Source organism: Sporosarcina sp. SAFN-015 (genome assembly GCF_059415085.1).
This window is the reverse complement of the sequence record NZ_JBPFDR010000004.1, coordinates 57,429-71,386: the sequence shown is the minus strand read 5'-3', so window position 1 is coordinate 71,386 and position 13,958 is coordinate 57,429. Positions and strand designations below refer to the sequence as shown.

General features: G+C 41.0%; 12 protein-coding genes. 11 read left to right on the top strand and 1 reads right to left on the bottom strand.

Annotation, left to right across the window (positions count from 1 at the left end):
- Positions 1 to 13: 13 nt before the first annotated feature.
- From ACR65H_RS08495 to ACR65H_RS08450, 10 genes are all read left to right on the top strand, one after another.
- Complete coding sequence (locus ACR65H_RS08495) at positions 14 to 1,126, top strand: mandelate racemase/muconate lactonizing enzyme family protein (RefSeq protein ID WP_440499739.1); 1,113 nt, start codon at positions 14 to 16, stop codon at positions 1,124 to 1,126.
- A complete protein-coding gene (locus tag ACR65H_RS08490) occupies positions 1,123 to 1,809 on the top strand; it encodes a GNAT family N-acetyltransferase (protein ID WP_440499738.1) in 687 nt (228 codons plus the stop codon). Before ACR65H_RS08495 ends, ACR65H_RS08490 begins: the two co-directional genes overlap by 4 nt.
- A gap of 193 nt (positions 1,810 to 2,002) precedes the next feature.
- Positions 2,003 to 3,691 (top strand): methyl-accepting chemotaxis protein, encoded by a 1,689-nt coding sequence (locus ACR65H_RS08485; protein ID WP_440499737.1) that lies wholly within the window; start codon positions 2,003 to 2,005, stop codon positions 3,689 to 3,691.
- A 150-nt stretch (positions 3,692 to 3,841) separates the two neighbouring features.
- Positions 3,842 to 4,558 carry a ferredoxin--NADP reductase gene (locus ACR65H_RS08480; protein WP_440499736.1) on the top strand — a complete coding sequence of 239 codons (717 nt, stop codon included), beginning with the start codon at positions 3,842 to 3,844 and terminating at the stop codon, positions 4,556 to 4,558.
- A 202-nt stretch (positions 4,559 to 4,760) separates the two neighbouring features.
- Positions 4,761 to 6,995 (top strand): RNA polymerase recycling motor HelD, encoded by a 2,235-nt coding sequence (helD, locus tag ACR65H_RS08475; RefSeq protein ID WP_440499735.1) that lies wholly within the window; start codon positions 4,761 to 4,763, stop codon positions 6,993 to 6,995.
- A gap of 157 nt (positions 6,996 to 7,152) precedes the next feature.
- A complete protein-coding gene (locus ACR65H_RS08470; protein WP_440499734.1) occupies positions 7,153 to 7,719 on the top strand; it encodes an RNA polymerase sigma factor in 567 nt (188 codons plus the stop codon).
- Positions 7,706 to 8,458 carry a hypothetical protein gene (locus ACR65H_RS08465; RefSeq protein WP_440499733.1) on the top strand — a complete coding sequence of 251 codons (753 nt, stop codon included), beginning with the start codon at positions 7,706 to 7,708 and terminating at the stop codon, positions 8,456 to 8,458. The genes ACR65H_RS08470 and ACR65H_RS08465 overlap by 14 nt, the downstream gene beginning before the upstream one ends.
- A 1-nt stretch (position 8,459) precedes the next feature.
- Complete coding sequence (locus ACR65H_RS08460) at positions 8,460 to 9,335, top strand: ABC transporter ATP-binding protein (RefSeq protein ID WP_440499732.1); 876 nt, start codon at positions 8,460 to 8,462, stop codon at positions 9,333 to 9,335.
- Positions 9,335 to 10,585, top strand: a complete 1,251-nt coding sequence (locus tag ACR65H_RS08455; RefSeq protein WP_440499731.1) for a hypothetical protein — start codon at positions 9,335 to 9,337, stop codon at positions 10,583 to 10,585. The genes ACR65H_RS08460 and ACR65H_RS08455 overlap by 1 nt, the downstream gene beginning before the upstream one ends.
- Before the next feature lie 12 nt (positions 10,586 to 10,597).
- Positions 10,598 to 11,728, top strand: a complete 1,131-nt coding sequence (locus ACR65H_RS08450) for a hypothetical protein (protein WP_440499730.1) — start codon at positions 10,598 to 10,600, stop codon at positions 11,726 to 11,728.
- 88 nt (positions 11,729 to 11,816) lie between these two features.
- Here the strand turns inward: ACR65H_RS08450 and ACR65H_RS08445 are convergent, their stop codons facing one another.
- The gene (locus ACR65H_RS08445; protein ID WP_440499729.1) at positions 11,817 to 12,485 is read right to left on the bottom strand and encodes a YjgB family protein; all 669 of its coding nucleotides are present in this window, start codon (positions 12,483 to 12,485) and stop codon (positions 11,817 to 11,819) included.
- A gap of 173 nt (positions 12,486 to 12,658) precedes the next feature.
- Here ACR65H_RS08445 and ACR65H_RS08440 point away from each other — a divergent pair, with 173 nt between their 5' ends.
- A complete protein-coding gene (locus ACR65H_RS08440) occupies positions 12,659 to 13,957 on the top strand; it encodes a phytoene desaturase family protein (protein WP_440499728.1) in 1,299 nt (432 codons plus the stop codon).
- The last annotated feature ends 1 nt before the right edge of the window (position 13,958 follow it).

The window sequence follows — 13,958 nt, the reverse complement described above, 5'->3', positions numbered from 1 at the left end:
AGGAAGACACATCTTGAAAATTAAAGAAATCGAAATATATGCAATCAACCTGCCTTTACATGAACCGTTCATTATAAGCTACGCAAGATACGACACAATGCCTTCCATCATCGTCAAACTGACAACAGATAATGATATTGTCGGATATGGCGAGTCAGTGGCAGATGAGCATGTCACAGGGGAAAGTTGGGAAAGTACATATGCTGTCCTCAAAAATACGCTTGCGCCGAAGCTCATCGGCATGAATCCTGCCCATATGGAAAAGATTCACGAGCGTATGGACGCGGAAATTTATGGTGTGCCTGCAGCGAAAGCCGCAATTGATATAGCTTGCTACGACGCTGTCGGAAAAGCGTTAGGTGTTCCTGTCTATGATTTGTTAGGCGGGAGGTACCATGATGAATTCCCAATCACACACGTACTGAGCATCGGTACACCGGAACATATGGCCAAAGAAGCGGAACAGCGCGTCCAAGAAGGATATCGTTCGTTAAAAATGAAAGTCGGCACCGATGTACTGGAAGATGTGAAACGAATTCAAGCTGTCCGCGAACAGGTTGGTGAGTCAATCGCCATCCGCATTGATGTAAATCAAGGATGGGTAAACAGCTCGGCGACGTTGCAAGCGTTACGAAAACTTGAAAATTGTTCGCTCGATTGGTTGGAACAGCCGGTGAAAGCGGATGATATCGACGCAATGGTGGAGATAAAAACGAAAACGTCCGTGCCTATCATGATTGATGAAGGCTTGCGCGGAAATCGTGAAATGAGGGAAATCATCGCTAAACGTGCCGCAGATAAAGTGAACATTAAATTGATGAAATGCGGCGGTATTTATCCGGCAATGAAACTTGCCCATATGGCTGAAATGGCGGGAATCGAATGTCAAGTCGGCTCAATGGTTGAATCGTCAGTCGGTTCAGCAGCTGGATTCCACGTTGCCTTTTCTAAAAAAATCATGACAAGCGTCGAATTGACTGGGCCATTGAAGTTCAGCGAAGATATCGGAAACTTGAAATATGACGTTCCTTTCATTCGTTTGACTGAAAAGCCGGGTCTGGGTGTAGATGTTGATGATGCTGTCTTGGAAAAACTGACTGTCTTTTCGGAGAAGGTGGTTGGATGAAGAAAGAAATAATCTTACGAAATGGCCAACAGGTGACGATTAGAGAATTGGCTCTGAGCGACCTTCCGGTAATTAAGGAATTGCAGGAAAGAGTGATTGCTTCCTTGGAAGTCACTTCTTTTTTGCAACCTTTGTCCGACGAGGAATTCCGTTACATATTGAACGGCAATGGCTCAATGATCGGGGCTATGCATGATGACCGTCTCGTCGCGTTCAGAGCGATGCTCGAACCGGAAATTGACGAACATCATTTAGGGAGAGATGCTGGCTTGCCGGAGTCTGAACTGCCTTTCGCATTGTATTCGGAAGTGACAAATGTGGACCCGGATTATAGAGGGAACAGCCTCCAGCAAATTCTTGGCGAACTTCTTATAAAGCAAGTTGACAGAGATCGTCATCGATATGTATTCGCCACTGTAGCCCCTTTCAATATTGCAAGCTTAAAAGATAAGTTTGCATTACATATGCACATAATTAAATTAGAAAAGAAATATGGAAATCTACTTAGATATACATTGATGAAAAAGCTTTGTGAAGATAGTAAAACAGGTTCACTCACTGTCAAGGTGGATATGTCCGATGTGATGAAGCAGCAGTATTTATTGAATGACGGATGGATAGGCATCGGCTTGGAAAAAGACGAATTATCGTGGAAAGTGAAATTCCGAAAAAAAAATAATTGAAGTGAAACCGTACAGAGTGGAATGGCTCGGTACGGTTTTTTTAGTTAAAAAAGACTATTATTATCATCATGTTCATTATAAATTAATATGTCAGGGTACTTCCGACTGATTTTTACATTCTATCTACCTATGTCTATACGAGTAAAAGATAGTAGTTTATAATATGGAAGGCTACTATTATAGGAGGAAAACAATGAGATATTCAGTAAGTAAAAAGTTGTGGACAGGTTTTTTATTACTATTAGTTTTGATGGTCATTTCAGGTGTTTTAAATTATTTGACCATTCCAGACATTGCGGGGAAGTATAGGTCGCTTATTGATGACCAGATGGAAAAAGTTATCTTATTAGAACAGCTATCAACCAATCAAAAAGAGCTTTCAAATGATTTGCGGGGCTATTTACTTTATAAAGAAACAAAATACTTGAAGAATCGCAAGGAACTGCTTGAAACAACTGATGAAATAGTGAATGAAATTGAATCTTCACTTCACACAGAAGAAAGCATTACGTTGCTCAATGAATTAAAAATCGCATCTGAACAATATAATAATCTCTCTGAAAAAGCAATTGCCGCTTTTAATAACGCCAAGGATGATGAAGCGCTAATGTATGCCGAAGAAGCGGAGCCCTATCAGTCACTTATAATAAATAAGGCGGATAAATTGATTTCTCGCCAACACGAGCAGATGGTTGATGTTGAAAAAATGATTGATAAAAGATTAAAATCAACTGGCATTTTCATTATCGGCCTTCTTGGATTAGTAGCAATTCTAAGTATGATCATTGCGTATATTATTAGTAAAAGTATCACAAAGCCAGTTACAAAGATGACAGTCGCTTTAAAGCAACTGGCACAAGGAAATTTAGCTTTAGAGCCTTTACATATTAAAAATCGTGATGAAATAGGTGAAATGGCAACAGCTTTCAATGAGATGAAGTCTGATTTACGCAGTGCCATTATGAGCAGTAGGGATACATCACATCAATTGGCGGCCCAAGCGGAGCAATTAACAGCAAGTTCCGAAGAAAGCCTTGCTGCTTCCGAAATGGTAGCTGAAATCGCCGAAAAGAATTTGCTTGCAAGTGATATGCAAGTTAACCTTGTCAACGATTCTTCTCAAGCGATGGCTGAAATGACAAATGGTATAAATCAAATTACAAATAACAATGAATCGATGCTTGCATCTTCAGATGAAGTGTCCCGCCTTGTGGGAGAAGGCGCGAATCTTATGAAAGATGTAACAGATCAGATGTCCAGCATATCAGCATCAATCCGAAACTCTGCAAGTATCATTACCGACTTGTCCGTCCATTCGGAAAATATCCGAAATGTAACAGGTCTTATTACAGGAATTGCCGAGCAAACGAATTTACTAGCGCTGAATGCTGCGATTGAAGCGGCACGAGCTGGAGAACAAGGCAAAGGCTTCGCTGTTGTCGCGAATGAAGTCCGAAACCTTGCCGAGCAATCGAAGGATTCTGCCGAAGAAATCGGACGGATGATTGAAGCAGTTATTCAAAACGTTTCAAGGGCTGTTGAAAGTGCAGAAGCCGGAAACGACCGTGTGCGAGACGGAGTTAATATCACAGAGCAGGCTCATGCGGTGTTCGATCGAATTGAAATGGCGTCTCAGGATGTCAGCGACAAAGTCCAAACAGTTTCTACCGCTATCGAACATATCCGCACGATGAGCGAGCAAGTGATGGAAAGCTCGAAAAAAGTGCAAGAACTAGCAATTCAATCGTCTGCCGAGGCTCAGTCCACGAGTGCGGCAACAGAAGAACAACTAGCTTCCAACCAAGAAATCGCTTCAAGTGCACAAACACTTTCCGGAGTAGCAGAAAAACTGCAAAACGATATGGGACGTTTTACAGTGTGATAAAATCTCCACGCCAAACAAAAGGCGTGGAGATTTTTTATTTCATGAATGTGCTGCTCTCTTATCAAATGATTGAAATTGATAATCATTATCACTTGCTGTATAGTGGATAGTAAGAATACGAAAAATTGAAAAAGGGGAATAGATAATATGCAAATCTATTGGACAAAAATAAAAGAGATAATTGAAGAAGCGCCTGAGGTTAAAACGTACTTGCTAGACTGTCCGGATGGCCTTACATGGGAAGAAGGTTCCCACATCCACTTGGCACTGGAAGGCTTTAATGCTGGGGATAAACCAAACCGCAGCTTGATCCGTCACATGTCCATCTCTACGCTGCCGCATGAAAACTCGATCGGCATAACAACACGCATTAAAGAGCAGTGTTCTGAATTTAAATCGACGTTAAGAAATCATAAAATTGGAGATGAAGTTGCCATATTTAAAATCCATTCGAATGTTCCGCTAAAAAGAGAAGACAAAAATGTGTACCTCCTCTCTTCAGGAGTCGGATTGGCAACTTTTAGACCGCTTGTACTCGATTATTTCGACCGTGCTGATAACGTCAATCAAATCCATTCCCTGAACATTGATTCAACAAAAGATTTCTTGTTCCCTGATGTGTTTGCACCTGCAGCTGATAAGAAGTTCACTGTCCAGTTCGTTGATAATCGTAAAGATTATTATGAAGAAGTGAAAAATCTTGCTGCAGACAAGGAAGGCCTCTTCTATATTGTCGGCAGCGACGAATTTCTCGTGCAGAATATCGAAGTGCTACGTGAGCAAGGCATTAAACCGGATCAAATTATGCTCGACAAGCGTGAACAGCAACGGACCGAGTTTTTCCCTGTTGAATTGTCTATGTAAGAACATTTGTATAGAACTGGTATGTCCCCGTTTTTCAAAACGGGGCTTTTTTTAATTAACGTGAAGTATGATTATAATGATTCTGAATAAATCATATTGCCTAAAACATTCCATAATGGTACAATCAATTTCTGTTTCATTTTAACCCCAACATCTCACCTAGAAGAGCAGGACGCAAAATACGCAAAACGGAGGACTGTCTATGCAGAAACATCCCGATTTTGAGTTCGAATTGCAGCGCCTTGACTACACGAAGCACTATATGCAAAAGCTCTTGGAAGAGTCGATGCGTGATGTGCAATCCTCGCAAGATGAAATCCGACATGCGATGGCCGACTTGGACTATTTGGATTCTAGTTTAAGCTACATCAATATTTTGACGAACACCCGATTTTTTGAAATGGCCCGTTCCCAGAAGGAAGGGCTCGAAGCGATTCAGCAAAAGCCTTATTTCGCTCGCATTCATTTCCAGACTGAAGGGGAAAAGGATGAATTCCTCTATATTGGAAAAACATCCGTCTTTCATCAGGAAACCCAAGAACCAATCATCGTCGATTGGCGGTCGCCTGTCGCAAATGTTTACTATGATGGAAGATTAGGAGACTTGACGTATAAAGTGCGGGATGAAGAAATTAGTGGACATCTTTTTTCGAAACGGCAGTACAAAATCGAAGAAGGAGAATTGCTGGACGTCCTTGATATTGATTTAACGACGAATGATGAACTGCTTCAGGAAGCACTATCAGGGAAAGCAGATGTCCGTTTAACGGAAATTGTTTCAACCATCCAAGCAGAGCAAAACGAAATCATTAGGGCAAATCTGAAACAGCCGATCATCGTTCAAGGCGCTGCGGGCAGTGGGAAGACGACGATCGCCCTTCACCGGATCTCCTATTTCCTTTATACGATGGGCACCGATTTCCCTTCAGAGAAGCTGATGATTTTGGCACCTAGCCGATTGTTCATGGAATATATCGGAGAAGTGCTGCCAGAGTTGGGAGTCGGGCGAATATGCCAAACGACATTCGCCGAGTATGTACTTGACGCTACAGGTCTGAAGTTGAAATTAACTGACCCGAATAAAAAGCTGGAGCTGTTGACCGCAGCTGCATCGGTAGATGAAGAACAACTTTTCATTGCCCGCATGAAAGGAACGCTTCACTATCGTGAAATCATGCAAAGGTATGTTAATAAGCTGGAACAAGAAACAGCAGCCCTCTTTGAAGATGTCTATATTGAAAAATACCGAATTATGCGCGCAAGCCGTTTGAAGAAGTTATTCCTAGAAGACTTCAAATATATGCCTCTTGAAAAAAGGATCGAACGTATTAAGCTCATTATGCAGAGTGAAGTGAACCGAAAGCGAAAACAGCTGTATAAGCTCTTATCCGACAAATATGAAGAAGCGCTCGATAAAGCGTTGTATGGTATACGTGATGATGTGAAGCGGAAGGCACGTATTACAAGGGTTATGGATGAGCGTGACGAACGGCTTCCTTCTATTGAAAAGGAAGGGAAGAAAACCGTTTCCACTTACATGAAGAGATTTAATAAGTTTAATATTAAAAAACTGTACAGGGATTGGTTAACAAAACCTCAATTACATAAAGAACTGGCATGCCACTGGTCCGATTCGGAAAGGGATGCTTTTTTTGCCGCGCACGTTAGTGATGCATGGGAGACGGAAGACCTGGCAGCTCTCTATTTTCTCCACGCCAAGTTGAAAGGTGTGACGGATAAATGGAAAATGCGAGTCGTCTTCATTGATGAAGTGCAAGACTACAGCGAATTCCAGCTGGCAGCACTGCAAGACGGATTAGAAACGGATATGTTCACGATGGTCGGGGACATGGCACAAGGAATCCATAGTTACAGGGCATTGACATCATGGGAACCTGTGAAGGAAATGTTCCCGCGGGCCACGTATACAACATTGCAAAAAAGCTACCGGACGACAATCGAAATTATGCAGTTGGCAAACAAGGTTCTGGAGCAGATGGAAGAGGATCTTCCGCTTGTCGAACCGGTTGTCCGCCACGGAAGAGAGCCGGAGTTTTACGAAATGCAAACACTCGATGCTTCAAAGGTGAATGAAATTCATGAAGCGATTAAAAGCAGGGGACATCGATCGATCGCTTTAATTTGTAAAACAAGGAAAGAGGCGGGGGCTATTTATAAGCAACTTGAAAAAGCCGGCTTACCTGTCCAATTGTTAGGCGAGGACTCCGACATAAACGGCGACTGCTTGTTAATCGTGCCAAGCCATTTATCAAAAGGCCTTGAATTCGACGCCGTCATCATCGCCGCGTTCGATGAACCATTCCGCGACCATCCGATCGATCGGAAGCTTTTGTACGTAGCGATGACAAGACCAATGCATGAATTGCACTTGCTATCCGACTCATTGCTACCATTGATAAGGCCGAAAAAAGCATAACCAGCTCACGCATAAATCGAACGAAAAGCTCATAAATGAGTGAAAGGATTCTCCACGAGGGAATCCTTTTTTTATTCTCATAAAAACTTAAAACCTTTTCCAAAGAAAATACGAATATACTTATAGGCAAAGATATCGGAAAGCATGTGATCAATGAATGGATAACGACCTACGCTGGATCAAACAGATAAAGAAGAATGCCAGTGAGTCTGCGGCAAATAATCTAGTCTCAAAATATTATAAGGAAATGTATGCTTTTCATTACAAGCAGACGCTCGATCCGGATCTGTCCTTAGATGTAACGCAAGAGTTATTCATCACTGTCTTGCAATCTATTCATGCATACGACCCGAAAAAAGCATCGTTCAGGACGTGGCTATACAGAATAGCCTCTAACCGAATAGTCGATTATTTCCGCTCTAAGCACTATCGATATGCACAATTTACGCAGCCAATTGAAGACATTCATCAGGAAGTTGAAGATGAATACAATTTGGAAATCGAGATTGAACACAAAGAACAATTCGAATTTGTTAATGCAGTGGTGAATCGACTTGATGCACATTCTCAACAAGTTATTCGTCTCAAGCTATTTGGCGGCTATACGTTAAAGGAGATTGCGGCCATTGAAGCCATCCCCTTATCAACTGTCAAAACGAGATACTACGTAGCACTGAAGTGGATCCGTAAAGAAATGGAGGCGGCGAACATTGAAGAGAGATAAATTACATATCCCGATACCAGATGACAGCACCATTGAAAGGCAGATCAGTCAAATTGTCTTTCAAGGCTTAGTGAAGAAGGAAACGTTCATTTCCTATTTGCAATCAATGGTTCAACAAGTCGGATGGCGGCATCTGTTATCTGACCGATTGGAGCTGAGCTTCATTGCAATGATTGCCATCGGATTATACAGCCTATTTCTCATCATGCCAATTCATGGTGATGTACAAAATCTGTATGCCTATATTTTCCTTTTATCACCAATTCTGTTCCTTGCCTTTTCAATCTATACGTACATGAATAAAACACAAAATGCCACCTATGACGTGGAAATGGCTTGTAAATACAACGTCTATCAAGTCATTGCCTTCCGGATGCTGGCGTTTAGCGTTTCGACAATGATTCTGAATACGCTTGCGATTGCTCTCATTGTCATGAAATATGAAGAAATTCACTTCTTACGAGCATTCATGATTTCCGGTACATCACTATTCCTGTTCTCCATCATTCTTTCGATCGCCCTCATGAACCGGAGGACAAAAGGAATTGTCATCGTGACGATTACTGTATGGCTACTCGGAAACAACATCTTGAGATCAGTCAATAACGAGTATTACAATGGCATGCTCCTCCATATTCCAGTATTCATTTACGCAGTCGTTCTAATTGGTTGTCTGATCTTGTATATGAACTACTTAAAAAAACTAATCATTTTCAAACAGACGGAAGGGGTATTTTAATATGTTAGTCGTGAAAGATGTGAGCAAGCGTTATGGGGATTTTACCGCATTGCAAAATATCAATTTGGAATTCAACACAGGTCTATATGGATTGCTTGCTCCGAATGGTGCGGGGAAAACGACGCTAATCAAAATGTTGGCGACTTTGATTACGCCGAGCGAAGGGGAAATCCATTATAACGGGAAAAACATCCTCGAGATGGACGAGAATTATCGTGAACTGTTAGGATATTTGCCACAGCAATTCGGCTATTACAAAAATTATTCGCCAAAGCAATATATGTTATATTTAGCGGCATTGAAAGGAATCGGCAAAAAAGAGGCACTCAAAAAAATCGAGGAGCTGATGGAAAAAGTCGCTTTGGGTGATGTAGTGAATAAAAAAATGAAGAAATTTTCGGGTGGAATGATACAACGCGTCGGCATTGCACAAGCATTGCTGAACGACCCGGAAATCCTGATTTTGGACGAGCCGACAGCTGGCCTTGATCCGAAAGAAAGGGCGCGATTCCGTCATTTACTCACTGAACTTGCTCGTGACAGACTCGTTATTATATCTACCCATATCGTATCGGATATAGAATCGATTGCGAATGAAATTATAATGATCAAAAACAAACAGTTGTATTATAAGGATTCTGTTGAGGATATTTGTTCAACTTTGAAAGGCAATGTGTTTGAAACAACCGTTGATTTTGAACTGATGGATGTATTCCGGAAGAAATATGTCCTTCTTACCGAGAAGCAAGAGTATGGCAAGATGATTGTCCGGTTCATTCATAAAGGCGTGCCCGAGCCTGAATGGAAGCCAGTGGCGCCACAGCTGGAGGATGTTTTCCTTTACGAATACCGTGATGAAATCGAAGGGGAAGTATGATGCGAATTATCTTCCATGAATGTAAGAAGGCACTGTCATCGCCTATATTGATTGCACTGCTCATCGTATTTTCTGCTTTTAATCTATTTATCATCATAAGTTCGTCCGACCATAAAGAAGAATTGAAGATGACGAATGAAATCATTGCTCAATACGGCATGGATATTACAGACACTTCATTGAATCAATTCGAAAAGGATATCCAACTTGATCTCGTAAAGTTAATGGATATCACGGGACAGCAATTCAGCAGCATTTATGATTTTTTGGACGGATTGCGATTTGAGGATCAAGAGAAGTATAGCGAAGAACAATGGGAGTTTTTTCACCAGCTGCAACTGAAAGAAATGTATTTGAACATGGCAAATTCAATAGATGATAGCTATGAAGAAATTGACATACGAAAATTTGCCGAAATAGAGATTGAGCGGTACGGCCTTAGTGGCAAAGCTGCCGAAATATTTCTGAATGAAAACAAGCAGTTCTCTGAACGATTCGAGGAAATGGTGAACAACGGGGAACATAAGCAATGGTTTTTCGCGGGAAAAGCATATTTCATGCATACCTTTCTTTTTAAGACGGTCTTTCTGCATATCATTATCGAATCTCTTCTATTAATTGCCTTGACGACAGCAATGATTACGACGTTTGAGTTTGAAAACAAGACGCATTTAGTTGCATTCACCACGAAACGCGGCAGAGAGCTGATGAAGAACAAGCTTCTGGCTTCTTTGGCAATGGCTGCATCTATTGCAGTCTTCCTATTCTCGCTAACACTTGGAACGTTTTTCACTGTTTTTGATTACACGCATGTATGGCAAACATCCATCAGCAGCGCATTCAACTGGGAATATAATTTTCCGTATGTAGCTTGGTGGGATCTAACCGTAGGGACCTTTTTAATCGGTGTGATTGTACTTGTTTTCATCTCGCTACTGCTATTTTCAGGTTTGACATTTGCATGTTCAGTTGCGGTGAAAAACAGCTACATTACTTTCTTTTTGGTCACAGCATTATTCGTCCTTGTATGGCTATTACCAAGCTTTATTCCAAAGTCTTCAATCTTGTTATTCGTCTCTGCGTATACATTGCCGACTATACTCTTGGCAGTTACATCTTCGTTCATGGGAAGCAGCGGATTGATCCTATTTCAAAACTTCGAATGGATGACCATAAGCTGTTGGATGATGATTACGATTGCAGTTTGTTATATGTCGTATAAACGTTTCAGTAAGATTGATATTTCATGAGGAGGTGCAGCAATGATAATTTTATGGAATGAATTGAAGAAAATTTTCACGTGGAAAACGATGCTATTGTTGTTGTTTATCAATAGCGTGCTATATTTTTTATTGATTGAATTTGATATCAAGCATTTCCCGAACGGCAGCGCGGTTTATTCGTATAACATCGGAGTTGAAATGGTAGAGAAATATGGTGTGACGATGGATGAAAATGAGTTTACTGACTTTAGTAACATGTACGCGGAAAAAGTGGAAGAAACAAATCGATATTTGGAAACTAGAGAGGATTTTATTGCAGAGGGGATAGATACATATGAAAAATTCCAAGCATATGATTGGGATAATGCATCCCAAGAAGCGCGCAATCTTCGAGATGATGTTGTTTTCTATAATAAAATAGATCTCTTTTGGGAGTTGCAAGAGTTTGAAAGGTTGATGGAATTTTATAACCATAGAGAAGATATTCCTGATATGCTTTCTGATAGCCAGAGAGCCCGTTATGAAGAATTGATTGTAAAAGAGAAATTCGACATATATCCTGAATTGGTAATTACTAATTTTCAGGACTTCATTGTCAATGTCGGTGTTGCTATTCTGTTCAGCGTTGTGTTAGTTACTTCGCCAACTATTTTGAGGGACCGTTCAAGAGGGCTGCTTCCGTTGCAGTACACGTCCAAAAAGGGAAGGAATCTTTTCAAGACGAAACTCTTGGCCGGATATATCGCCACATTCACTATTGTTACTGGTTTGTTGGCTGTCTATTTCGTCTTGTATTCGTCGAATGATACATCTATGTTTTTTAATGTGCGTGTCAACACTTTTATTGGCAATCAATCTTGGTACGATCCGACATTCTTTCAATTTATCATGCTTTGTATTGCTGCAATTTACTTGATCGGATTTATATTCGTCACTCTTTCCATGAGTTTTTCAAATGTAGTTCCAAATTTGGTGTCCTTAATCGGCATTCAAATCCCGTTCATTGTAGGATTCCTTATATTCGGACTGAATCGTTTATTACCGTATATGATTCTTATCTGGAATCCCGAATGGCTAGCCGTTATATCTTACGGCAGCATGATTATTGTAAGCTTCATTATTATTTATTGTCTTGTGAAGCGAGAGGGAAAGATGGATGTTTTGATATAAAAAAACACCTTTTTATTCGTATTAAATGAATAGTTGGCAATGGAAGCGTCTCGCCATGGGACGCTTCCAATTCATGAACAGGTAGGGATTACCGCCATTTCTTCAAATTTACATGATCTGGCGTCCCGTCTTTGCCGATGACGAACTGCAGTTCAAAGTCATTAAGATGATAACGAATATTCTTCTCTCCAGTCGACTCGATTCGGCGACTGTCCGCAGGTTTGCCGAGTTGCTCGATCAAATTCTCCTCAGTGATCCCGCCTAGATTTGTTTGGCGTTCCACATTTGTTCCGAAGTAGCGTGCTTCCTCAAGCACGTCCTTTCCGTCATATTTGAATGCGACTGAAGGATTGCCCATTGAGCCATGGTAATGATCATAGCCGCCTATCTTTTCCTCAGGCTCTCCAATTGCTTTTACTATGTCATTCCGTTTCGTCTTTCCAATTATGAATCCTTGGTCTGGGCGGTAGACTTTCCCTTCCTTCGCATCATTAACCAAGTCGTTGAGCATATCAATCGCCATCTGCTTTTGTTCATCCTCCAAGGATTCGGCAGAAGAATTATCGGTATTTCCATCGGTAGTTGAAGAGTCACTGTCGGTTGTACTGTTATCCGTTGTTCCTGCATCTTCTATATCGTCGGTAACTGGTGAATTGTTCCCCATCGCTTCTTTCCCGTCCTCTTCGTTCGCATCAGTGCATCCCGCGATAAGGATGGAGATTGTTGCTACTATTAGCATCCATTTTATCGATTTCATATACTATTACCCCTTTTTATAAAATGTCCGTTCTATTCATTATTTTACCCTCAAAGAGCCAATTGATAACGATACGGGAAATTCCTCTGAATTGCGGAATATTTTTTACAGTAGTTGTCACAAAAACCCTTTCTCATTCGTTTTGATTACAAAACAAATTAGGAGGGTTTTTCATGCTTCAATATGATGTTGCAATCATTGGTGGCGGATTAGCTGGATTGACAGCAGCTAATTTTTTGGCGCAGGAAGGAAAAAAGGTCGTTATTTTGGAAAAATCGAAACGACTAGGTGGAAGGGCGATGACCAATGATAAAAATGGGGTTCTTATGAACTTGGGACCGCATGGTTTGTATGTGTCAGGGGATGCGGCAAACATTATAACCGAACTAGGAATATCTCTTCCTGGTGGAAATGCTACGAAAGCTGTTAAGATTCATGGCATTTTAAATCATGCTGTTCATGTCATACCAACAGATGTACCTTCTATCATGTCATCTACACTATTATCATGGCAAGCTAAATTTATGTTCGGCAAACTAATGGTAAAGATTATGAAGTTAAATATTGATTCCATACCCGAAGTTAGTCTCAAGCAGTGGGTAGATTCTGAAGTATCCGATCCGATGGTGAGGCATATATTTAATTCGATTTGTCGATTGTCTTCCTATACGTGTGCCCCGACACTGCAGCTTGCAAGGCCAGTTTTAAAGCAAGTGAAGCGTTCATTACATGCAGGTGTCTTATATATCGATGGAGGTTGGGAGACAATTGTTCAAAAACTTATGAAGCAGGCAGAAGCGCGGGGTGCTGAAATAGCAACGAATAAAAATGTAACAATTATTGAACATCACGAGCAATATCAAATCATACGATGCTCAGATGGTACGGTCATTCAAGTTCCCATTTGCATCATTGCAGTCCCTCCCAAAGAGGCAATGAACATGTTGAATGGCGCACAACATACTTCTTTGCGTTTGTGGAATGAACAATCAATTCCTATTACGGCATGCTGTTTGGATATCGGGATTAATAAGTTGCCTACACCAAAACATCAATTTGCGATAGGACTTGATCAAGCTTTGTTTTTCACGAACCAATCAAGGGCAGCAAAGTTAAGTGAAGACGGGACATTGGTAGTAAGTTTAACGAAATACCATAATCCAATGGAAGAAATAAACGTAAACGAAGATAAGCAACAATTAGAATCAGTAATGGATTTGCTTCATCCTGGATGGCGAAAGGAAGTTGTGGTGCAACAATTTTTACCGAAACTAACGGTAACGTATGACTTTCCACATGTAAAAAGAAGAGAAAACCCTGGCCCGAGCATACCAGAAATGAAAGGAATTTTTATAGCAGGAGATTGGGCAGGACATGAAGAAGTATTAGCTGACGCCGCAGTTGCGAGCGGGAAGCGTGCAGCATTAGAGATTTTACGAGCAAACGAACTAACGTTAGCGAAGGAAGGTTAAG